Annotated in this window: 19 protein-coding genes; 12 read left to right on the forward strand and 7 right to left on the reverse strand. The window is 62.5% G+C overall.

Translation table 11 applies throughout. The features are described from left to right. Window position 1 precedes the first annotated feature (1 nt). Both ACT6QG_RS01440 and ACT6QG_RS01445 read right to left on the reverse strand, forming a co-directional pair. Window positions 2-1,297: a dihydroorotase gene (locus tag ACT6QG_RS01440; RefSeq protein WP_444975820.1), complete on the reverse strand. Its 1,296-nt coding sequence runs from the start codon at window positions 1,295-1,297 to the stop codon at window positions 2-4. Further along, complete coding sequence (locus ACT6QG_RS01445) at window positions 1,290-2,237, reverse strand: aspartate carbamoyltransferase catalytic subunit (protein WP_444975821.1); 948 nt, start codon at window positions 2,235-2,237, stop codon at window positions 1,290-1,292. The genes ACT6QG_RS01440 and ACT6QG_RS01445 overlap by 8 nt, the downstream gene beginning before the upstream one ends. 226 nt (window positions 2,238-2,463) lie before the next feature. On the opposite strand from ACT6QG_RS01445, the gene ACT6QG_RS01450 reads away from it, so the two are divergent. Further along, on the forward strand, window positions 2,464-2,808 hold the full coding sequence (locus ACT6QG_RS01450) for a hypothetical protein (protein WP_444975822.1): 345 nt from the start codon (window positions 2,464-2,466) through the stop codon (window positions 2,806-2,808). 33 nt (window positions 2,809-2,841) lie between these two features. On the opposite strand, the gene ruvX is transcribed toward ACT6QG_RS01450, so the two are convergent. The 3 genes from ruvX to ACT6QG_RS01465 are packed head-to-tail and all read right to left on the reverse strand — an operon-like array spanning window position 2,842 to window position 5,061. Beyond that, window positions 2,842-3,357 (reverse strand): Holliday junction resolvase RuvX, encoded by a 516-nt coding sequence (gene ruvX, locus ACT6QG_RS01455; RefSeq protein WP_444975823.1) that lies wholly within the window; start codon window positions 3,355-3,357, stop codon window positions 2,842-2,844. Beyond that, complete coding sequence (locus ACT6QG_RS01460; RefSeq protein ID WP_444975824.1) at window positions 3,350-3,859, reverse strand: CinA family protein; 510 nt, start codon at window positions 3,857-3,859, stop codon at window positions 3,350-3,352. Before ACT6QG_RS01460 ends, ruvX begins: the two co-directional genes overlap by 8 nt. Continuing rightward, a complete protein-coding gene (locus tag ACT6QG_RS01465) occupies window positions 3,856-5,061 on the reverse strand; it encodes a bifunctional 2-C-methyl-D-erythritol 4-phosphate cytidylyltransferase/2-C-methyl-D-erythritol 2,4-cyclodiphosphate synthase (RefSeq protein ID WP_444975825.1) in 1,206 nt (401 codons plus the stop codon). Before ACT6QG_RS01465 ends, ACT6QG_RS01460 begins: the two co-directional genes overlap by 4 nt. 178 nt (window positions 5,062-5,239) lie before the next feature. On the opposite strand from ACT6QG_RS01465, the gene dusB reads away from it, so the two are divergent. From dusB to hflX, 11 genes are all read left to right on the forward strand, one after another. Further along, window positions 5,240-6,307: a tRNA dihydrouridine synthase DusB gene (gene dusB / locus ACT6QG_RS01470; protein WP_444975826.1), complete on the forward strand. Its 1,068-nt coding sequence runs from the start codon at window positions 5,240-5,242 to the stop codon at window positions 6,305-6,307. Between the two features lie 35 nt (window positions 6,308-6,342). Then, entirely contained in the window at window positions 6,343-7,440 is a 1,098-nt protein-coding gene (locus ACT6QG_RS01475; RefSeq protein WP_444975881.1) for a two-component system sensor histidine kinase NtrB, read from the forward strand. A 25-nt stretch (window positions 7,441-7,465) separates the two neighbouring features. Further along, on the forward strand, window positions 7,466-8,908 hold the full coding sequence (gene ntrC / locus ACT6QG_RS01480; RefSeq protein ID WP_444975827.1) for a nitrogen regulation protein NR(I): 1,443 nt from the start codon (window positions 7,466-7,468) through the stop codon (window positions 8,906-8,908). Window positions 8,909-9,139: 231 nt separating this feature from the next. Continuing rightward, a complete protein-coding gene (locus ACT6QG_RS01485; protein WP_444975828.1) occupies window positions 9,140-11,377 on the forward strand; it encodes a sensor histidine kinase NtrY-like in 2,238 nt (745 codons plus the stop codon). 3 nt (window positions 11,378-11,380) lie between these two features. Continuing rightward, window positions 11,381-12,748 (forward strand): nitrogen assimilation response regulator NtrX, encoded by a 1,368-nt coding sequence (ntrX, locus tag ACT6QG_RS01490; protein ID WP_444975829.1) that lies wholly within the window; start codon window positions 11,381-11,383, stop codon window positions 12,746-12,748. Between the two features lie 35 nt (window positions 12,749-12,783). Further along, the gene (locus ACT6QG_RS01495) at window positions 12,784-13,434 is read left to right on the forward strand and encodes a hypothetical protein (RefSeq protein WP_444975830.1); all 651 of its coding nucleotides are present in this window, start codon (window positions 12,784-12,786) and stop codon (window positions 13,432-13,434) included. Between the two features lie 160 nt (window positions 13,435-13,594). Beyond that, window positions 13,595-14,971 (forward strand): Trk system potassium transporter TrkA, encoded by a 1,377-nt coding sequence (gene trkA / locus ACT6QG_RS01500; RefSeq protein ID WP_444975831.1) that lies wholly within the window; start codon window positions 13,595-13,597, stop codon window positions 14,969-14,971. A gap of 12 nt (window positions 14,972-14,983) precedes the next feature. Continuing rightward, entirely contained in the window at window positions 14,984-16,399 is a 1,416-nt protein-coding gene (locus ACT6QG_RS01505) for a hypothetical protein (RefSeq protein WP_444975832.1), read from the forward strand. 12 nt (window positions 16,400-16,411) lie between these two features. Continuing rightward, a complete protein-coding gene (locus ACT6QG_RS01510; protein ID WP_444975833.1) occupies window positions 16,412-17,272 on the forward strand; it encodes a D-amino-acid transaminase in 861 nt (286 codons plus the stop codon). Window positions 17,273-17,421: 149 nt separating this feature from the next. Continuing rightward, entirely contained in the window at window positions 17,422-17,676 is a 255-nt protein-coding gene (hfq, locus tag ACT6QG_RS01515) for an RNA chaperone Hfq (protein WP_444975834.1), read from the forward strand. 44 nt (window positions 17,677-17,720) lie between these two features. Further along, entirely contained in the window at window positions 17,721-19,106 is a 1,386-nt protein-coding gene (hflX, locus tag ACT6QG_RS01520) for a GTPase HflX (RefSeq protein WP_444975835.1), read from the forward strand. Window positions 19,107-19,181: 75 nt separating this feature from the next. On the opposite strand, the gene mazG is transcribed toward hflX, so the two are convergent. Further along, the gene (mazG, locus tag ACT6QG_RS01525) at window positions 19,182-20,015 is read right to left on the reverse strand and encodes a nucleoside triphosphate pyrophosphohydrolase (RefSeq protein WP_444975836.1); all 834 of its coding nucleotides are present in this window, start codon (window positions 20,013-20,015) and stop codon (window positions 19,182-19,184) included. Window positions 20,016-20,306: 291 nt separating this feature from the next. Continuing rightward, a complete protein-coding gene (locus ACT6QG_RS01530; protein ID WP_444975837.1) occupies window positions 20,307-21,116 on the reverse strand; it encodes an MBL fold metallo-hydrolase in 810 nt (269 codons plus the stop codon). Between the last annotated feature and the right edge of the window lie 122 nt (window positions 21,117-21,238).

Raw genomic sequence — 21,238 nt, forward strand, 5'->3', positions numbered from 1 at the left:
CTCAAGCGTAATGGTAGACGACATCACCTGCAACGATGGTCCGCAAGACGCGGCCAGTCATGCGGGCATCATCGAAGGGGGTGTTGCGTGAGCGGGATTTGAGCGTGGTCAGATCCAGAACATAGGGCAGATCCGGATCGAATATGATGACATCCGCTGGTGCCCCGGGACGCAGGGAGCCGGCATCCAGCCCCAGCAGCTCGGCCGGCCGGGTGGAAAGAGCGCGCAGCAGGGTGATGAGATCCAGAGCGCCCGCATGCACAAGCCGCAAACCGGCGGAAAGCAGGGTTTCTATGCCGATAGCCCCATGCTCCGCCTCGGAGAAGGGCAGACGCTTGCCTTCCACATCCTGCGGGGTGTGATCGGAAACCACGACATCAATCAGGCCGGAGGCCACAGCCTGGATCAGGGCCTGCCGGTCCGCATCCGCCCGCAGAGGGGGGCGGACCTTGAAATAGCTGCGGTAGCCGGCAATATCGAGCTCGTTGAAGCTGAGATGATTGATGGTGGCTGAAGCGGTAATCGGCAGGCCGGCTTCCTTGGCCCGCTGGAGCACCTCAAGGGACTCGGCACAGGTGAGGGCCGCTGCATGATAGCGGCCGCGCGCATCCCCCACGAGGCGGACATCGCGCTCCAGAATAATGGTTTCGGCAGATTTCGGCACGCCGGACAGGCCAAGGCGCGAGGCAAACTCGCCCTGGTTCATGTCTCCGCCGGAGAGCGTGACATCTTCCGTATGGTGGACGATGAGGGCGTCGAAATCACGCGCATAGGCAAGGGCGCGGCGCAGCACCCGGGCATTCATCACCGAACGGTGGGCATCCGTGAAGGCAACAGCACCGGCCGCCTTCAGCAGGCCCATCTCTGTCATCTCCTCCCCCTTCAGCCCCTTGGTGATGGAGGCCATGGGGTGGATGCGCACAACAGCGGTATCGCGGGCCCGGCGCATGATGAAATCCACCATCGCCGGCTCATCCACCACCGGGGCCGTATCCGGCTGGCAGACCAGCGTGGTGACCCCGCCCGCAGCCGCCGCATGGCTGGCGCTGGCAAGGGTTTCCAGATGCTCGAAGCCCGGTTCGCCGACAAAGGCGCGCATATCGACAAGGCCGGGCGCGACAATGCAGCCACGGCAGTCGATCACCTCGGCACCCTCGGGAATGCCGGCGGCGGCAAGGCCGGTGGCGGCATCCTTCACAACACCTTCGGCCAGAAAGACATCACCGTGAAAATCCGACCCGCGGGCAGGGTCGATGACACGGGCATTGGTCAGCAGCAGGGGGCGCGGATTACGCATTGGGCAACTTCCGGGCAAGGGTGTCGAGCACGGCCATGCGAACGGCCACGCCCATTTCCACCTGCTCGCGAATGAGCGAGCGCGGACCATCGGCGACATTGGAACTGATTTCCACACCCCGGTTCATGGGGCCGGGGTGCATCACCAGCACATCAGGCTTGGCATGGCGCAGCTTGGCCTCATCCAGCCCGTAGAAGTGGAAATATTCGCGGATGGAGGGAATGAAGGAGCCGCTCATGCGCTCACGCTGAAGGCGCAGCATCATGACGATGTCGGCTCCTGCCAGTCCCTCTTCCATATTATGGAAAACCTCGACGCCGAAATTGTCTATCCCGGCCGGCAGCAGGGTGGAGGGCGCGACGACCCTCACCCGTGCGCCCATTTTCGCCAGCAGCAGCATGTTGGAGCGGGCGACGCGGGAGTGCAGGACATCGCCGCAAATGGCGACGGTCAGCTCCTCCAGACGGCCCTTGTTGCGGCGAATGGTGAGCGCATCCAGCAGCGCCTGTGTGGGATGCTCGTGCGAGCCGTCGCCGGCATTGATGACGCAGCAATCCACCTTGCGCGCCAGCAGCGCCACGGCGCCGGAGGACTGATGGCGCACGACCAGAATATCCGGGTGCATCGCATTCAGCGTGATGGCGGTGTCCACCAGTGTCTCGCCCTTCTTCACGGAAGAGGAGCCGACCGACATGTTCATCACATCCGCACCGAGTCGCTTTCCGGCGATCTCGAACGAGGATTGCGTGCGGGTGGAGTTCTCGAAGAACAGGTTGATCTGCGTGCGGCCACGCAGAGTGGAACGCTTTTTCTCAACCTGCCTGTTGAGTTCCACGAACTCTTCGGCAAGGTCAAGCAGGCCGGTGATTTCACTGGCGGCGAGGCTTTCGATACCGAGAAGGTCTCGGCCCGAAAATGTGAATGCGGGAGCAGCTGGCATGGCAAGCCGCAGGCATAAAGCCCGCGTCGTGATCCGGCAAGCTGTATGGGCCGGTGGTGTGGTTATTTTGATCCGGCCCAAACCGGGCGCTCGCCACAAAAGCAGGTGGAACCTTGCTTTCCATGGAATGGTGATGTCCGCGGCAGGGCGCACATATTCTGCCCGTTTTCGGCATCACGCTGAAAGGGCCGGATTTTGGTCTGATCCGAGGGTTCTGGAGGAGGCGATGAGAGCACCACTGGCGACATTGGCTTTCGCGGGGGTGATGCTGGGCATGGTTCCGGCAGCATTTTCAGAGAATGCGCGGGAGGAGGCCCGGGGCTGGTCGCGGGCCTATGGTGTGGGCGCCTGTGTGAACTGCCCGAGTGGAACCGGGGTTATGGCTGGAGAGCAGGTGGGGCAGGGGCTGGCGGATGCCGCCGCCGGGATGTTTGGCGCTGTGCTTGCACCATTTGCCCGCGCGCCCGTGGCCCCGCCGCCGGAACTGTTTGACCAGCCGCCGCCACAGGGCATGAACTGCTGGGTGGAGGCCGGGGCGGGGCAGAAGGGATATTGGGCGCGCTGCCCCTGAACGGGCAGGCAGGGGGAGGGGAGAGCTGGCGAATCAGTCCGGAAAATCCAGGCCGTTCCCGCCCTCCATCTGGCGGTCCAGAAAGTCCAGCGCGCCTTGCAGGATATAGGCGGCGGCATGCTGGTCCACCACCGCAGCGCGCTTGGCGCGGCTGACATCTGCTGAAATGAGCGCGCGTTCCACCGCAGCGGTGGAGAGGCGTTCATCCCACAGGGCAATGGGCAGCGATGTGAGTCTGGCAAGATTGCGGGCAAAGGCGCGGCTGGCCTGAGCGCGCGGCCCTTCCGTGCCATCCATGTTCAGTGGCAGGCCCAGAACGAAGCCGCAGGCCCTGCGCTCCGTCGCAAGAAGGAGCAGGCGCTCGGCATCCGCCGTGAATTTCGTGCGTTTCACTGTTTCCACAGTGGTGGCGAGGCGCCGCTCCGGGTCACAGCAGGCAACGCCGATGGTCTTGGTGCCGGGGTCCAGCCCCAGCAACGCGCCGCGCGCGGGGAGGAGAGGGGCAATCTCCCTCAATGGGGCGACGATGGCAGGGGCGGCATCAGCCATGGGTGATCTCTCCCAATGCCGCTTCCGCCAGCATATCCAGCGCCACGAGAACGGAGGCATGGCGCACGGCATCCCGGCCGATATCGCCAAACCGCTTTTCCCGGTGCATGATTTTTCCATCCCTGCGCGCGCAGGCAAAGTGCACAAGGCCCACGGGCTTCTGGTCCGATCCGCCGCCCGGTCCGGCAATGCCGGTGATGGAAACCGCGGCATCGACACCCGCCGCCCTGCATGCGCCCTGCGCCATCTGCCGGGCCGTCTGCTCGCTTACGGCGCCATATGCGTCCAGAGTGGCGCTCTCCACCCCCAGCATCGCCATCTTGGCGGCATTGGAATAGGTGACAAATCCCCGGTCCACCACATCGGAAGAGCCGGCAATGGCTGTCAGCGCGCCGGCAACCAGCCCGCCCGTGCAGGATTCGGCGGTGGCCAGAGTCCAGCCCCGAACCCGGAAGGCCTCCAGAACCTCTTCGGCGCGCGCGCGCAGATCTGCCTCGATCATGCATCATCCTCCGCGAGGGGCAGGCGGATGGTGGCGCTGGCCATGGCGGCAATGCCCTCCCTGCGGCCGGTGAAGCCCAGCTTCTCGGAGGTCGTGGCCTTCACGCTCACCCGCGCCACCGGCACGCCGGTGATCTGCGCGATGGAGGCCCGGATGGCATCGCGATGCGGCCCCACCTTGGGCGCCTCACAGATCAGGGTCAGATCGAGATGCGCAATCCGTCCGCCCAGCGCATGGACCTTCGCCACCGCATGCTGGAGGAAGCGATCAGACGATGCGCCCTTCCATTGGGGATCGGATGGCGGGAAATGCGCCCCGATATCCCCATCGCACAGCGCCCCAAGCAGGGCATCCGTCAGGGCATGGAGGCCGACATCGGCATCGGAATGGCCGCTGAGGGCAAAATCATGCGGAATGGAAATGCCCCCGAGAATGACATGGTCACCTTCCGCAAATGCATGGACATCAAAGCCGGTGCCGGTGCGCACGTCATTCAGCTCGCTCCAGCGGGGCGGGCGGGAAGAGGGGGCGTGATCGCGCTCTGCCCTGGCGAAGTCTTCGGCTGAGGTCAGCTTCATGTTGGTGGGTTCTCCCGCGAAGGTGAAAACGGCATGCCCGGCCCATTCCATCACTGAGGCATCATCCGTCAGTTCCAGAACGCCGGCTTCGGCGGCAAGGGTATGCGCCGCGAGCAGGGCCTTGTAGCTGAAAGCCTGCGGCGTCTGCACCGCGCGCAACGTATCGCGCGGAAGGGTGTTTGTAACCCGCCCCTCTGCATTCACCGCCTTGATCGTGTCCGTAACCGGCAGAACCGGCACCGCAGCCCCGCGGGAGCGGCCCATCGCAATGGCGTGGGCGATCAGTTCTCCTGTGGCGAAGGGGCGGGCGGCATCATGCACGAGCACGATATCCGCCATTGCGTCCCTGAGGGCGGCAAGGCCATTGCGTACGGAAGACTGCCTGCTCTCTCCACCGGCAATGGGTGCCATAATTTTAGGCAGTCCGCCCGCAGCTTGTGCAAAAAGATCAGCATCATCCGGGTGTATGACAGGCAGCACGCCATCAATGCCCGGCGCTTCTGAAAAAAGACGCAGGGTGCGGCGCAGGACAGGCTCGCCATGCAGCAGGCGATATTGTTTGGGCAGGCCCTCGCCGGCCCGGGTGCCGCGACCGGCAGCGACAATGATGGCGATGGAGCGCATGAGCCTTCCTCTTCTGTCGCTGTCTTGAAGCCCTTTGTGCTGATACTGGCAAGGGGCGTGCAAGAGTTCTCCATATGGCAGGGCCGGTCATTGCGGCCTCGCCGCGCCGCCACGCCGGATAAATTCCGCGGGACAGAAGTGTTTTGTCTTGCATGGAGTTTGAGTGCGTCTAAAATAAATGCAGAAACAAAGAAGCCTATTTTCTGTGCAGAATAATGATCCAGCAGCCATGAAACCCCTGCAGATTGGGCCGCATGTGCTTCCAAATGCAGTCGTTCTGGCGCCCATGGCAGGAATTACAGATGCGCCCGTGCGGCGCATGGCGGTGCGCTATGGCGCGGGGCTTGTGATTTCGGAGATGATCGCCAGCGAGGCTCTTCTTCATGAAAAGCCGGAAATGATGCTGAAGGCAGACGGTGAGGGGGTGCCCCTTCATGCTGTCCAGATCGCCGGCAACTCCCCCTACTGGATGGGTGAGGCCGCCCGCCATGCGGAGGCTGCCGGCGCCCAGATCATTGATATCAATATGGGGTGCCCCTCCAAACGGGTGACCACAGGGGCCGCCGGCGCAGCGCTTCTGCGGGATCTGCCATTGGCGCGCAGGATCATTGAGGCGGTGCGTGCTGCCGTGCAGGTGCCGGTAACGGTGAAGACCCGTCTGGGCTGGGATGGCGAGACGCCGACATCCGTGCAGCTTGCGCATATTGCCGAGGAATCCGGGCTTTCCCTCGTCTCCATCCATGGCCGCACCCGCTGCCAGTTTTATACCGGGCAGGCGGATTGGGCGGCCATCCGCTCGGTTGTGGAGGCCATTCATATTCCTGTTCTGGCCAATGGTGACCTCACCATTGCCGGGGATGCCCCGCGCATGCTGGCCCTTTCCGGCGCCGCGGGGGTGATGATCGGCCGTGGCGCACAGGGCCGGCCATGGTTTCCGGGGCAGGTGGCGCAGCATCTGGCGCAGGGGCAGGCGCCCGCAGATCCGCCCCTTGCCGAGCAGCGGGATGTTCTGCTGGAGCTTTATGAAGGCTGGCTCACTCTTTACGGGCTGGAGCTGGGCATACGGCAGGCGCGCAAGCATGTGGGGTGGGCGCTGCTGGCGGCCTGTGCCTCGGCCGGGGAGCGCACGCCGGAAGAATTCGTCCGCAATTGGCGCAAAAGCCTCCTGACCAGCGAGGACCCGCTGGCTGTGAGGGCCGGCATTGCGCAAGCCTATGAAGAACTGATGTGGAGGGCGGCGGCATGATGACCGATGCCTGGAGCGGTAGTGGCGAGAAGCTCATGGATTTCAATGGAAAATCTGGACAGAGCCTCAGCTCTGCCATTCTGGACGCTATTCCGCACCCCATTCTCACCATTGCCGGCAATGGATATGTGATTGAGGCGAATGTGGCGGCGGAGACCTTCTTTCAGGTCAGCACGCCTTTGCTGCGCCGGCGCCCCTTTGCCGAATTCGTGCCCTTTGGCAGCCCCCTGCTGGGTCTCATCGAGCAGGTGCGCGAAAGGGGCGCGCCAGTGAACGAGTATCGGGTGGATCTCGGCACCCCGCGCAATGGCGGTGAACGGGTGGTGGATATTCATGTCGCCCCCGTGGCCGACAATCCCGGCCATGTGGTGGTGATGTTTCAGGAGCGCACCATCGCCGACAAGATGGACCGCCAGCTCACCCATCGTGGTGCGGCACGTTCCGTTACGACTCTGGCCTCCATGCTGGCGCACGAGATCAAGAATCCGCTTTCCGGCATTCGCGGCGCGGCCCAACTGCTTGAGCAATCCGCGGGCGATGATGACCGGGTGCTGACGCGGCTGATCTGCGACGAGGCGGACCGGATCGTGAAGCTGGTGGACCGCATGGAGGTCTTTTCCGATGAGCGGCCGGTGGAGCGCGAGCCGGTGAACATTCATGCGGTTCTGGAGCATGTGCGGACCCTGGCTTCGGCAGGCTTCGGGCGGGATGTGCGCTTTGTGGAGGATTATGACCCCTCCCTTCCGCCGGTCTTCGCCAACCGGGACCAGTTGATTCAGGTCTTTCTCAACCTGATTAAAAATGCGGCAGAAGCGATCGACGGCCTGCCGGATGGTGAAATTCAGATCACCACCGCATTCCGTCCCGGTGTCCGGCTCACCATTCCCGGCGCGGCGAGCAGAGTCAGCCTGCCGCTTGAGTTTTGCGTGCGTGATAACGGGCGCGGCGTGCCGGATGACCTGATTCCGCACCTGTTTGACCCGTTTGTGACCACCAAGCCCACCGGAAGTGGCCTGGGTCTTGCATTGGTTGCCAAGATTATAGGCGACCATGGCGGGTTGATCGAATGCGAGAGCCAGCCGCGTCGCACCACATTCCGCGTGCTCCTGCCGATGTACACAGCAGGAGCATGACCGCAGAATCCAGATGAGGTCCTCCATGCCAAGCGGAAGCATACTTGTCGCAGATGATGATGCCGCGATCCGCACGGTGCTCAATCAGGCCCTGTCCCGTGCAGGTTATGATGTGCGCTCTTGCGGCAATGCGGCGACACTCTGGCGCTGGGTCAGCCAGGGCGACGGCGATCTCATCATCACCGATGTGGTGATGCCGGATGAGAATGCCTTTGATCTCTTGCCGCGCATCAAGAGGCTGCGTCCAGAGCTGCCCGTCATCGTCATGAGCGCCCAGAACACCTTCATGACGGCCATCCGCGCCTCGGAGCGGGGGGCTTATGAGTATCTGCCCAAGCCATTCGACCTGAAGGAGCTGACCTCCATCGTGGGGCGGGCGCTGGCGGAGCCGCGCAAGGGGCATGCCGTTGGCCTCTCGCAGGACGAGCAGGAGAATATACCGCTGGTGGGCCGTTCCCCCGCCATGCAGGAAATCTACCGGCTGCTCGCACGCCTCATGCAGACGGATCTCACCGTGATGATTGTGGGTGAAAGCGGCACCGGCAAGGAACTGGTGGCCCGCGCGCTGCATGATTATGGCAAGCGGCGGAGCGGCCCTTTCGTGGCCATCAACATGGCCGCCATTCCGCGTGATCTCATCGAGAGCGAGCTGTTCGGCCATGAGAAGGGGTCCTTCACAGGAGCCACCGCCCGCAACCCCGGACAGTTCGAGCAGGCGGAGGGGGGCACGCTGTTCCTCGATGAAATCGGCGACATGCCGATGGAGGCGCAGACCCGCCTTCTGCGTGTGCTTCAGCAGGGTGAATACACCACCGTGGGCGGGCGCACGCCGATCAAGACCGATGTTCGGATCATCGCCGCCACCAACAAGGATCTGCGGTCCCTCATCCAGCAGGGGTTGTTCCGCGAGGACCTGTTCTTCCGCCTGAACGTGGTGCCCCTGCGCCTGCCCCCCTTGCGCGAGCGTTCCGAAGATGTGCCGGACCTGATGCGGCACTTCTTCCACCTGATCGAGCGTGAGGGCTTGCCGACCAAGCAGATCGAGGCGGCCGCGCTCGACAAGCTGAAGCGCTATCGCTGGCCCGGCAATGTGCGTGAGCTGGAAAACCTGGTGCGCCGGCTTTCCGCGCTCTATCCGCAGGATATCATCACCACGGCGATCATCGATGCCGAGCTCTCCGAAAACCAGCCCGGCGTTTCGGGTGAGGAGGGGGCGGGGGATGCCACGCTGGCAGCCTCTGTGGAGCGCCACCTGAACACCTATTTCGCAGGCTTTGGTGATGATCTGCCCCCGCCGGGGCTGTATCACCGGATCTTGCGGGATCTGGAATATCCGCTGCTGTCGGCGGCGCTGGCCGCCACACGGGGCAACCAGATCAAGGCGGCGGAGTTGCTCGGCCTGAACCGCAACACCCTGCGGAAGAAGATTCGCGATCTGGACCTGCAGGTGATCCGAACCAACCGGTAGCAGGCTCACATCCACACCGTGAAATGAGACCGGGCGCTTTTTCCGCGCCCGGTTTTTTTGTGCATTCACACGCGCAGCAACTCACCATGGTACCTTTTTTCGGAAATGCTGGGTGCAAAACGAGATGGTGGCGCGCAATGTCACATTTTTGCACCAGTGTCATATCACTGCATCAGTCACGATCTGAAGCCGCGCCAACAGGTGGCATCAGGAGCGAGGACATGTGTAAGCATGAAGATGATGCCAGCCAATGATGGGCCGGTCTTGCCGCAGCGCAGGCGCAGCCTGTTGAAGCGCCTGCTGATACCTGTGGTGATGACGCTCGCGCTGGCCTCAGCGGTGGCGACATTCCTGATTCTGATGGGGCTGACCTCCATCGTGCCCACGCCCGAGGTGGTGGTCATCACGCTGGCGATTTGCGGCGGGGCGGGGCTGGTGCTGCTGGCCATCATCGCCACAGAGGTCTGGCGCATCCTGCGCGCGCGCGTGAAGGGCAGGGCGGCGGCCCGCCTGCATGTGCGCATCGTCGGCCTGTTTGCTGTCGTGGCCGTGGTGCCGGCGCTGGTGGTGGCCGTGGTGGCGAGCCTGACGCTGGACCGGAGTCTGGATCGCTGGTTCGCAACCCGAACGCAGGATATTGTGGCGACGGCCGGCTCCGTGGCGCAGGCCTATGTGCGGGAGCATGCGCTTTCCATTCGTGGCGATGTGCTCGCCATGTCCAAGGATCTGTCGCGCCTGAAGGAGCTTTACAAGAACGATCCGAAGAAGTTCCGCGAGATTTTGACCGCCCAGGCCGCCCTGCGCAATGTGCCCGGCGCGCAGATCATCGAGCGCAACCTTTCCGTGGTGCAGAAGGCGGATCTGCGTACGGAGCGTGAATATCTCGTGCCCGCCAATATCGCGATCAATGAGGCGGAAGGCGACCAGCCGATCATCTATCTGCCCTCGGATGCGGATTTCGTGAGTGCGGTCGTTCCCCTGGCCGATTTTGACGACCTGTTTCTCTATGTCGCCCGCCCGATCGACCCGCGCGTGATCGGGTTTCTGAAGGTGACGAGCGATACGCTGAATGACTACCGGGAGCTGGAGGAGCGGCGCTTCAATGTGCAGCTGGCCTTCGCCATCATGTATGCGCTCATCACGCTCATCGTGCTGCTCTCGGCCATGTGGATGGGTATCAATTTCTCGAAATGGCTGGTGGCGCCCATCCGTCGCCTGATGTGGGCGGCAGACAGGGTGGCGGCAGGCAATCTGGATGTGCAGGTTCCCGTCCACAAGGCCGAAGGGGATCTCGCCACGCTCGGCGCGACCTTCAACAACATGACGGCCGAGCTGAAGACCCAGCGCAATGATATCGTGCGGGCCCGCGACCAGATCGACAGTCGTCGCCGGTTCACGGAAGCCGTGCTGGCCGGTGTCGGGGCAGGGGTGATCGGTCTGGATGCCGATGAGCGGGTGACCATCGCCAACCGCTCCGCAGAGCGCCTCCTCGGGGTGTGCGAGGCCGAGGCGCTCGGGCGCAAGCTGGCCGAGGTGGTGCCTGAAACCGCCTCCCTTCTGGCCGATGCCGAAAAGGCTGGCGAGCGGATTGTTCAGGGCAACATCACCGTGCAGAGCAATGGGCGCGAGCGCATTCTGGCCATGCGCGTCACCACCGAGCAATCGACCGAGGGTGACCATGGCTGGGTGGTGACGCTGGATGACATCACCGCGCTGGTGAATGCCCAGCGCACCGCGGCCTGGGCTGATGTGGCCCGTCGCATCGCCCATGAGATCAAGAACCCGCTCACCCCGATCCAGCTTTCGGCCGAGCGGCTCAAGCGCAAATATGGCCGGCATATCACGCAGGACCGGGATGTGTTCGACCAATGTACGGATACGATCATCCGGCAGGTCGGCGATATTGGCCGCATGGTCGATGAGTTCTCCTCATTCGCCCGCATGCCCAAGCCTGTGGTGGATGCGCAGGACATGGCGGAAACGATCCGCCAGACCGTGTTCCTGATGCGGGTAGGGTACCCCTCTGTGGAATTCGAGATGAGCCTGCCGGATCGCCTGCCGGCCCGGTTTGATCGCAGGCTGGTTTCTCAGGCGCTTACAAATCTCCTTAAGAATGCCACAGAAGCCATTGATGCAGTTCCTGAAAACATTCGGGGGCAGGGGTGTATCCGCATCAAGGCGGAACAGGTGGGTGAGAACCTGATTATCGATATTACGGACAATGGCATGGGGCTGCCGAAGGATCAGCGCAGCCGGCTTCTGGAGCCTTATGTGACCACACGTGAAAAAGGGACGGGGCTTGGCCTCGCCATTGTTGGAAAGATCATGGAAGAGCATGGCGGCTCCATCCAGCTTCAGGACTCCCCGGAGGGGCGCGGAGCGTGGATTCGCCTTTACCTGCGCGTGGACGGCCAGCCCGCAGAGGCCGGAACCCCAAAGCAGGGCACAACAGAAGCCGGGAGGGCCTGACATATGGCCATGGACATTCTCATCGTTGATGACGAAGCCGATATCGGCGAACTGGTGGCCGGCATTCTGGAGGATGAGGGTTACAGCGCCCGCACGGCCCGCGATGCCGACAGTGCGATCGCGGCCATTTCATCGCGTCGCCCCAATCTCATCTTTCTCGATATCTGGCTTCAGGGCAGCCGCCTTGATGGGCTTGAATTGCTGAATGAAATCAAGGCACAACATCCGGATATTCCAGTTGTGATGATCTCCGGGCATGGCAATATCGAAACGGCCGTGGCAGCCATCAAGCGCGGTGCCTATGACTTTATCGAGAAGCCGTTCAATGCCGATCGGCTGGTGATGGTTGCCGAGCGGGCGCTGGAGACCCTGCGCCTGAAGCGGGAGCTGAAGGAGCTCAAGCAACTGACGCCGAATGCGCGCTCCATGGTTGGCCAGTCCAGCGCCATCCAGCAGTTGCGCAATACCATTGAGCGGGTGGCCCCCACCAATAGCCGCATCCTCATCGTCGGCCCCTCGGGCTCCGGTAAGGAACTGACCGCGCGGATGATCCATGCCAGTTCGGCGCGGGCGCACGGGCCTTTCGTGGTGCTGAATTCCGCGGCGATCACGCCGGAGCGGCTGGAAGTGGAGCTGTTCGGCGTTGCTGATGGTGAGGGGCGTGAATCCAAGCGCGGCGCGCTGGAGGAGGCCCATGGCGGCACCCTCTTTCTGGATGAAGTGGCCGACATGCCCCGCGAAACCCAGAGCCGTGTGCTGCGCGTTCTGGTGGAGCAGACCTTCTCGCGCGTTGGCTCCAATGAGCGCATCAGTGTCGATGTGCGGATCATTTCCTCCAGCGCCCGCAATCTGGAAGAGGAGATCGCCCGCGGGCATTTCCGTGAGGATCTGTACCATCGCCTTTCGGTGGTGCCTGTGCGCGTGCCGCCGCTGGCGGAGCGCCGGGAGGATGTGCCGCTTCTGGTGGAGTTCTTTGTCGATACCATCTCCCAGTCCACGGGCATGCCGCGTCGGCCAATCGGCGAGGATGCGATGGCGGTACTTCAGTCCCACGACTGGCCAGGAAATGTCCGCCAGCTTCGCAACAATGTGGAGCGGCTGCTGATTCTGGCCGGTGGCGACCCCGAAGGCACCATCACTGCCTCCATGCTGCCGCCGGATGTGGGCGCCATGGTGCCGAGCCTGCCCAATGGCAATGGGGGGGAGCATCTCATGGGGCTTCCGTTGCGTGAGGCGCGTGAGGTTTTCGAGCGTGAATATCTGGCCGCGCAGATCAGCCGGTTCGGCGGTAATATTTCCCGCACGGCAGAATTTGTCGGCATGGAGCGCTCGGCCCTTCACCGGAAGCTCAAGGCCCTTGGGGTCGGGTGAGTCTGTTGCGGGCTGCTGCAAGGCGAGGGGAAGATATGGGCAGGTCATGGATGGTGCGGTGTGGGCCGATGCTGCTGGCCCTCGTCATCGGGATTCTGCCTGTGAAGGCCCAGGAGCATCAGCAGGAACAGGAGAGGCCGGAGCCGCAACTCCGCCTGCCCGGTCCTGCCCGCCAGCCTGCCCGCCAGCCGGCCCCCTCCACCTCCGAGCCGGCGGCTGCCCCGCCCGCCCGGACAGATGAGGCGGAAGCCGCCCTCCAGCCCCCACCGCCCCCGGCCATTCGGGTAACGGGCACGCGTTCCGTTTATTCCCAGGAAGAGGTGGAGCAGGCGGTTGCAGCTCTGCGCGCTTATTGCCAGCCTCTGGGCGGAGAGCAGTGGGGCGATCTGAATGACATCACCGCCCGCATCACCCCCGAATATGCGCCATACCGGCGGGAGAAGGGCTGGATCACCGCCATTCATCTGACCGCGAATATCTCGAACAAGCCCCGTCACATTCCGGGGTCAGACCCCCAAATGGGCTCCATAGCCGGCCGCACGCTCTATTTCTTTATCGGCGGAGGACGTGAGCCGGGCGTGTTTGTGAGTCGGCAAACCGGGCAGTTTCTGTGCGGCCTGCCGGCCTATGAATCGGGCGATGTGGAATTCATCCCGATTCCTGAGCTGGAGTTCCTCAATCGCTGAGACCCGGTGAAGTGCGCAGGCGCATGGGCTGGCCGGCTCGCGCGGCCGGTGCCCCATGCCCCGCCAATCGTCTCATCGCGGCATGGCTTGCGCGATACTCGCAGACATGATCTGTCTCGTCCGTCTTCGGCTCTGTTGTTGAGCAAGCAAGGGAAGAACCATGCGCGTTGTGATCTGCGGCGCAGGGCAGGTTGGCTTTGGTATCGCCGAGCGCCTCGCCGCCGAGCAGAATGATGTCTCGATCATTGATTCCGATGCGCGCCGTATTCAGCTGGTGACCGAGCAGCTGGATGTCCGGGGGATCGTTGGCTGGGGTGCGCACCCGGATGTTCTGGCCCGCGCCGGAATCGATCAGGCAGACATGCTCATAGCCGTCACGCTTCATGATGAAGTGAATATGGTCGCCTGCCAGATCGCCCATGCGCTGTTCAATGTTCCCACCAAGGTGGCCCGTATCCGCGCCCAGACCTATCTGGCGCAGGAATGGAGCGACCTGTTCTCCCGGGAGCATCTGGCGATTGATGTCGTCATTTCACCGGAGATCGAGGTCGGGGAAATGGTCCTGCGCCGCCTCTCCCTGCCGGGCGCGATTGATACGGTGTCGTTCGCCGATGGCGCCGTGGTGGCCGCGGGTGTGATCTGCGCGGAAGACTGCCCCATTCTGAATGCTCCCCTCCAGCAGCTGACGGACCTGTTTCCCGAGCTGCACGCCACCATTGTCGCGATCAACCGGAACGGCCGTACCATTGTGCCTTCCGGCATGGACCAGCTCCATGCGGGGGATACGGCCTATTTTGTCTCTCAGGCCGATCAGGTTGAGCGCACGCTGACCCTGTTCGGCTATGACGAAATGCCGGGGCAGCGCATTGTCATCGCAGGGGGCGGAAATATCGGGTTTTATGTGGCGCGCGAACTTGAGAAGAGAAATCCCCAGGCGCGCATCAAGTTGATCGAGCATGATAAGGAACGCGCGCAAGCCATTGCAGAAGCAACAGAACGGGTTCTCGTGCTGAATGGTGATGCGCTTGATCATTCGATTCTGGATGAAGCCGGAGTCGGTGAAGCTGACATCATGGTTGCGCTGACCAATGATGACAGGATCAACATTCTTTCCTGCCTTCTGGCCCGCCAGATCGGCGCCCGTCGCATTCTGGCCCTGCTGAACGAGCAGGGCTATGCCGGTTTCGCCCGGGGGCTGGGGATTGATGCCCATGTGAATCCGCGCCAGATCACGGTCTCCAGAGTGTTGCAGCATGTGCGGCGCGGCCGCATCTGCGGCGTGCATGCCCTGCTGGATGGTTCTGGTGAAATCATTGAGGCTGAGGCGCTTGAGACCTCACCGCTGGTGGGCAAGGCCCTGCGAGACCTGAACCTGCCGGATGGGGTGAGGATCGGCGCGATCCTGCGGGATCACAAGGTCTTGCAGCCCCGGGGGGATCTGGTCGTGCGGGCGCATGACAGGGTGGTGCTGTTCGCCCTTGCCGAGCGGATCAAGCGTGTGGAACAGATGTTCCGTGTCGCGCTTGAATTCTTCTGATCGGCATCGTCGATGATCTATTCCGCCCGCCCGCTTTCCAGCGCCCTGATCGTTGTGGGCATTCTGGCCCTGGCGCCTGCGCTGGTGGCTCTGCGCGATGGCGAGGAGCATGTCTCCATTTATGTCATCACATCGCTGATGTGCATTTTTCTGGGTGGGGCCATGCGCTTCACTACGGAAGGCAACTCCCTGCGGTTCCGGCGGATGGATGGCCTCTTCAGCCTCTTTCTGCTGTGGATGGCCCTGCCCGTTGCCGCCATGCCCTCCATTGCCGCGATCTCCGGCCTTTCGCCTCTGGCCGCCTGGCTGGAAAGCGTCTCGGCCCTGACGGCAACCGGAACGAGTGCCGTCAGCTTGGGACCGCGAAGCCTTTATATCTGGTTCGCTTTGCTGCAATGGGGTGGAGGGCTGCTGACCCTGACATCCGTTGTCGCCATTCTGGCACCCACGGGCCTTGGCGGCCTGCCGGACCGCTCGCCACGCGGCGGCATGATGCCCGATGTGGTGGATCTGCGCAGCGCCATGCGCCAGATCGTGCCCCTTTATGTGGGGGGGACGATAGCCTGTTTTCTGGCCCTGCTGATCAATGGGCAGACCATCTATGTCTGCTTTACGCTGGCATCGGCTGTGGCCTCCACCGGAGCGCATCTGCCGCCCGAGGCGCAGATTGCGCTGGAGGGAGATCAGGCGCCGAAATGGATTCTCATTCCCTTTCTGTTGTGGGCAGCCACCAGCGTGCTCTGGCATCGCACCCTGTTTTCCCGTCGCGTGAACAATTCACCGGAACAGAAGGAGAGCCTGATTCTCCTCATTTACTGGGTCATTCTGGGCATCGGTCTGGGCTCGGTCATGTTCCGCACCACCAGCCCGGAGGCGCTGGAGGCGCTGCGGGACGGGCTGTTCACATCCGCTTCCCTTATTGCCACCAGCGGCATCGGGCCGGATGACGGCACCTATCAGAACCTGCCTCTGGTGCTGGTCATCTGTGTGGTTCTGCTGGGTGGCGGTGCGCTGTCCCTGACAGGCGGGCTGAAGATCATGCGCCTGCGCTCCATGCTCTTGCGGGCGCGGGGCGATCTGCTGCGGCTGGTCTATCCCAATCTGGCGCAGCCGGTTGCCTTTGGGGAAGGCGGGATGGCCTCCACCATGCGTGGCGTGTGGGTGGCTCTGGCGACCTTGTTCGCCATTTTCGGTTTTTGCGTCATTGCGCTTGCCCCCGGCCTGCCAAGCCTTGATGCCGCCCTGATGGCGTCGGCGGCTGTCGTCAGCAATACCGGCCCCATCTATGATGCGGGCGGGACAGGCTGGCCGGCGCTGTCCTCCCTGCCTGCGGGCTCTGTTATTGTGGCGGGGCTGGCCATGGTGGCCGGTCGTCTGGAAATCATCGGTCTTCTCGTCACCATTCACTACGCCTTCTGGCGGCCTTGAGGCGCGTGGTTCATGTCTCGCATTGCATATGTCAACGGTCAGTATGTGCCTCACGCCATGGCGGGGGTGCATATCGAAGATAGAGGCTACCAGTTTGCAGATGGGGTTTATGAAGTCTGCGAAGTGCGTGGCGGGCATCTGGTGGATATGCGCCGGCATCTGGACCGCCTGGAGCGCTCTCTGTCCGAGCTGCGCATCGCCATGCCGATGTCGCGGGCGGCTCTGGAAATCGTGCTGCGGCAGGTCGCCCGGCGCAATCTGGTGCGAGAGGGGATCGTCTATATTCAGGTCACGCGCGGCGTGGCGCGGCGAGACCATTTCTTCCCGTCTCCGCAGGTTCCACCCGCCATTGTCGTGACAGCGCGCAGCGCCAGCAGGGCGGCGGCGGATGCGCTGGCCCGCAATGGTATTGCCGTCATCTCCCAGCCGGAGTGCCGATGGGCCCGTGTGGATATCAAGACCGTTGGCCTGCTGCCCAATGTGCTGGCCAAGCAGGCCGCGCGGGAGGCCGGGGCCCGCGAGGTGTGGTTCGTGGACAGCCGGGGTCTGGTGACAGAGGGTGGTTCCAGCAATGCCTGGATTGTGACGCAGGATGGCACGCTGGTGACACGCCCGGCCGATTTCGGGATTCTGCGGGGCATCACCCGCACGATCGTGCTGGAGGAGGCCGCCGCGCTGGGGTTGCGGGTGGAGGAGCGCCCCTTCGCCCTCAATGAGGCATACGAGGCGGCCGAGGCCTTCAATACCGCCGCAACAGCCCTTGTGATGCCGGTTGTGCGGATTGATGACACCATTGTCGGGGCCGGAAAGCCGGGGCCGGTTGCCATGCGTTTGCGGCAACGCTTTCACGATTTTACAGAATTTTCTTCATGAGCTAAGAGAAGCACATTGCCCTGCTGCATGGCAAAAGACTATTGCACTGCCCAATGGCTGTGTCATTTTAGCGAAATAACTTCCACGGGCGGCTTTGCTATTTCTGCGTGTGGCGCGTGGACATAACGCCGGAACAAACGGATACGAAAATGGCGGCGGAACGGACCCAAAATCTTCAGGACACGTTTCTCAATCATGTACGCAAGACCAAGACTCCCCTCACCATCTTTCTGGTGAACGGGGTGAAACTTCAGGGCGTGGTGACCTGGTTCGATAATTTCTGCGTGCTGCTACGCCGCGATGGGCATTCCCAGCTGGTGTACAAGCATGCCATCTCCACCATCATGCCGGGCCAGCCCGTGCAGCTCTTCGACCCGACCGATGAAGGGGCGGAAAAGAGCTGACACCTGTGGAACGAGAGCCCGCTGAAGGGCGTGGGGGACGTGATGTGAAGAACGCCGGGGGCGAGGGCTCCGGCGTTGATCATCGCGTGCGGCCCACACGCTGCGCTGTCATTACGCCTGCGCTTTCACGCCGCGCCCAGCGCGCCACCCCCGAACGTCGCTCTCCAGAGGCGCGGCTTGAGGAGGCTATCGGCCTTGCTGCGGCCATTGATCTGGATGTGGTGTATTCCGGACTGGCGCCGCTTTCCGAGATCCGCCCGGCGACATATCTGGGGGGTGGCAAGGTCGAGGAGCTGGCCGAGATCGTGCGCGATCAGGAGATCGGGCTGGTCTTCTTCGATGCCGCACTGACCCCTGTCCAGCAACGCAATCTGGAGCGGGCATGGTCCACCAAGGTGGTGGATCGCACGGCGTTGATCCTTGAGATCTTCGGCCGCCGCGCCCGCACGCGGGAAGGGGCATTGCAGGTGGAGCTTGCCCACCTCAATTACCAGCGCTCCCGTCTGGTGCGGTCATGGACCCATCTGGAGCGCCAGAGGGGCGGCTTCGGCTTTCTGGGCGGCCCCGGTGAAACACAGATCGAGGCCGACCGCCGGATGATCGGCGAGCGGATCGTGCGGATCGAGAAGGATCTGGAACAGGTCAAGCGCACCCGTGGCCTGCACCGGGCCAGCCGCAAGCGTGTGCCTTACCCGGTGGTGGCTCTGGTGGGCTATACCAATGCGGGAAAATCCACGCTGTTCAATCGCCTGACCCGGGCGGATGTGATGGCGCAGGACCTGCTGTTCGCCACTCTTGACCCCACGCTGAGGGCGGTGAAGTTGCCGCATGGCACGCCGATCATCCTTTCCGATACGGTGGGCTTCATCTCCGAGCTGCCCACCCAGCTGGTTGCCGCCTTCCGGGCAACACTGGAAGAGGTTCTTGAGGCTGATCTGATCCTGCATGTACGGGATATTTCCCACCCTGATGCGGAAGCCCAGGCGCAGGATGTGACAGACGTTCTCACCAGCCTTGGCATTGAGCTGACAACGGGCGGGCGTGTTCTGGATGTCTGGAACAAGGTTGACCGCCTCTCGGCTGAAGAGGCCGAGGCGCTGGAAAACCAGCTGATCCGGCAGGAGAGCGATGAAGCGCCCATTGCCGTTTCAGCCCTGACAGGGCAGGGGAGCGATGCCCTTCTCAACCGCATCGAACAGCATATCACCGCTGGACACAGCCTTCTGGGCGTGCATCTCGATGCCGGAGACGGAGAGGGGCTCAGCTGGCTGTATCGTCAGGGCGAAGTTCTGAAGCGCCATATGGAGCCGAATGGAGACGTGCATGTGGAGCTGCGGATTCTGCCTGAACGCGCATCTCTGGTGATCCGCCGTTTCGGGGCAGGGCGGGTCATTCTCCTGCGGCACGATGGCGGCAATTTAGCTGACTAGATAAATGGAAAGAGGGCAGGCGGAGCCTCTGTTTGAGATCTCTCCTGCCCCTTTTCGACCCCTGCTTATGCTGGCTCAGCTGCGGCGCTCATCCTGCTTGGCCTCTTGCCACAACTCTTCCATCTCTTCCAGCGTGGCCTGTTCGGGAGTGCGCTCCGAAGCGCCGAGGCTCTTTTCTATATATCTGAAACGCCGGGTGAATTTGTCATTCGTTCCGCGCAGTGCGGTTTCCGGATCAACTCCGGCATGGCGAGCCAGATTCACAACGGCGAAAAGCAGGTCACCAATCTCGTCCCGGATAGCCTCAACCCCGCCAGCCTCAAGAGCCTCGGAAACCTCCGCCGTTTCCTCGCGGATCTTGTCCAGAACAGCTCCGGCATCCTGCCAGTCAAACCCGACAGTGCCAGCCTTTTCCTGAAGCTTCAGGGCGCGCGTCAGGGCTGGCAAGGGCAGGGGAATGCCGGAGAGGATGCCTTGATCCTGCGTCTCTATCGGTCGTCCGGCCGCTGCCCGCCGCTCTGCCCGCTCACGCTTTTCCTCCGTCTTGATCTGCCCCCACAAGGCATTCACCGCCTCAGGCGAAAGGTCGCGCGCTTGCCCGAATACGTGCGGATGGCGCCTGACCATTTTGGTATTTATGGCCTCGACGACATCGGGAAATGCAAAGTGGCCAGCCTCTTCGGCCATGCGAGCATGGTAGGCCACCTGCAACAGAAGGTCCCCCAGCTCTTCGCGCAGGTCATCAAAATCATTGCGCGCCACGGCATCCGCCACCTCATAGGCTTCTTCCAGCGTGTATGGAGCGATGGTTTCGAAGGTTTGCACGATATCCCACGGGCATCCGGTGGCGGGATCACGCAGGGCCGCCATGATCTCCAGCAAGCGGGCGACATCACGGGAATCGGCCATAACACATCCTCATTTTTCAGCTGCCCGGCTTATACAGCATCACAGGGGCGAGGTCTCATCAGGAGCGGTTCGGCCAAGGGTGGCGCCTGATGGATGCAGGCTTGGGAAGGATTGTCAGTTTGGCCGCTCTTTCAACGGGCAGGCTTTCAAAACCTATGGGAGTGCAAAGGGATAGCACCTTTGCAGAGACATCAATCTTGAATTCGCAGAAGATATATTATGGAACATATGTGGGGGCGGATATGCGCCTTGGCATGCGACGCATTTGGAATTCACGTCTTACAAGTGTGGTTAACGACCTGGTAGTGATGAGGTGAATTGCATCCCATCATAAGCCGGCTCAATATGTGCGGGCAGCTCCTGCCTCAGCTTCTCGTAATCCAGATCTGTATGCAGATTGGTCAGAATGGAGCGGCGAGGCTCAAGGCGCGAAATATGGTCCAGCGCATCCTGCACGCAGAAATGGGATGGATGGGGGCGCTGGCGCAGGGCATCAATGATCCACACATCAAGCCCCGCCAGCAGCGGGAAACTCTGTTCGGGCAGGCCGTTGACATCGCTGGAATAGGCGACATCGCCAAAGCGGAAGCCGTAAGAGTCCACATCGCCATGGTGTTGCAGGAAAGGCAGGGCCTGGATGGCGCCGCCCGGCCCTTCCACGGTGATCAGATCCCCATGGCCAAAGGTGTGCGCGCGCAGGATGGGCGGATACGAGCTGCCGGCCGGTGTTTGAAAACAATAGCCAAAGCGCTTGTCCAGCGCATTGAGGGTTTCATCATCGGCATAGGCATCGATGCGCTTGCCATCCATCAGATACAGGGGCCGCAAATCATCAATGCCATGGGTATGATCCGCATGGGCATGGGTGAACAATACGGCATCCAGATGCTGCACATGCGCATCCAGGAGCTGCTCGCGCAGATCCGGTGAGGTATCGACCAGCACTGTTGTGGTGCCATGCTCACCGCGACGCTCGACAAGAATGGAGCAGCGCCGGCGCCGGTTGCGCGGATTGTTCGGGTCACATTCCCCCCACCCCTGCCCTACACGCGGAACGCCCGCAGAGGAGCCGCAGCCGAGAATTGTGATGGTAAGAGACATGGGGCTTCCGACCAGATCGTATATATTTCACCTTCTGCATCATAGTGATGCAGGGTCACAAAGCCATATGCCGAACCGCTGGAGCGGGCCTGCATGGCGATCTGTGAACTGAAAACATCTGA

The organism is Haloleucobacter ellipsoideus (assembly GCF_052491725.1).

Excerpts from the sequence above, each read along its gene's own strand:
- ACT6QG_RS01440 (WP_444975820.1), bottom strand. The coding sequence starts at position 1,297 with ATGCGTAATCCGCGCCCCCTGCTGCTGACCAATGCCCGTGTCATCGAC.
- ACT6QG_RS01445 (WP_444975821.1), bottom strand. The coding sequence starts at position 2,237 with ATGCCAGCTGCTCCCGCATTCACATTTTCGGGCCGAGACCTTCTCGGT.
- ACT6QG_RS01450 (WP_444975822.1), top strand. The coding sequence starts at position 2,464 with ATGAGAGCACCACTGGCGACATTGGCTTTCGCGGGGGTGATGCTGGGC.
- ruvX (WP_444975823.1), bottom strand. The coding sequence starts at position 3,357 with ATGGCTGATGCCGCCCCTGCCATCGTCGCCCCATTGAGGGAGATTGCC.
- ACT6QG_RS01460 (WP_444975824.1), bottom strand. The coding sequence starts at position 3,859 with ATGATCGAGGCAGATCTGCGCGCGCGCGCCGAAGAGGTTCTGGAGGCC.
- ACT6QG_RS01465 (WP_444975825.1), bottom strand. The coding sequence starts at position 5,061 with ATGCGCTCCATCGCCATCATTGTCGCTGCCGGTCGCGGCACCCGGGCC.
- dusB (WP_444975826.1), top strand. The coding sequence starts at position 5,240 with ATGCAGAAACAAAGAAGCCTATTTTCTGTGCAGAATAATGATCCAGCA.
- ACT6QG_RS01475 (WP_444975881.1), top strand. The coding sequence starts at position 6,343 with ATGGATTTCAATGGAAAATCTGGACAGAGCCTCAGCTCTGCCATTCTG.
- ntrC (WP_444975827.1), top strand. The coding sequence starts at position 7,466 with ATGCCAAGCGGAAGCATACTTGTCGCAGATGATGATGCCGCGATCCGC.
- ACT6QG_RS01485 (WP_444975828.1), top strand. The coding sequence starts at position 9,140 with ATGAAGATGATGCCAGCCAATGATGGGCCGGTCTTGCCGCAGCGCAGG.
- ntrX (WP_444975829.1), top strand. The coding sequence starts at position 11,381 with ATGGCCATGGACATTCTCATCGTTGATGACGAAGCCGATATCGGCGAA.
- ACT6QG_RS01495 (WP_444975830.1), top strand. The coding sequence starts at position 12,784 with ATGGGCAGGTCATGGATGGTGCGGTGTGGGCCGATGCTGCTGGCCCTC.
- trkA (WP_444975831.1), top strand. The coding sequence starts at position 13,595 with ATGCGCGTTGTGATCTGCGGCGCAGGGCAGGTTGGCTTTGGTATCGCC.
- ACT6QG_RS01505 (WP_444975832.1), top strand. The coding sequence starts at position 14,984 with ATGATCTATTCCGCCCGCCCGCTTTCCAGCGCCCTGATCGTTGTGGGC.
- ACT6QG_RS01510 (WP_444975833.1), top strand. The coding sequence starts at position 16,412 with ATGTCTCGCATTGCATATGTCAACGGTCAGTATGTGCCTCACGCCATG.
- hfq (WP_444975834.1), top strand. The coding sequence starts at position 17,422 with ATGGCGGCGGAACGGACCCAAAATCTTCAGGACACGTTTCTCAATCAT.
- mazG (WP_444975836.1), bottom strand. The coding sequence starts at position 20,015 with ATGGCCGATTCCCGTGATGTCGCCCGCTTGCTGGAGATCATGGCGGCC.
- ACT6QG_RS01530 (WP_444975837.1), bottom strand. The coding sequence starts at position 21,116 with ATGTCTCTTACCATCACAATTCTCGGCTGCGGCTCCTCTGCGGGCGTT.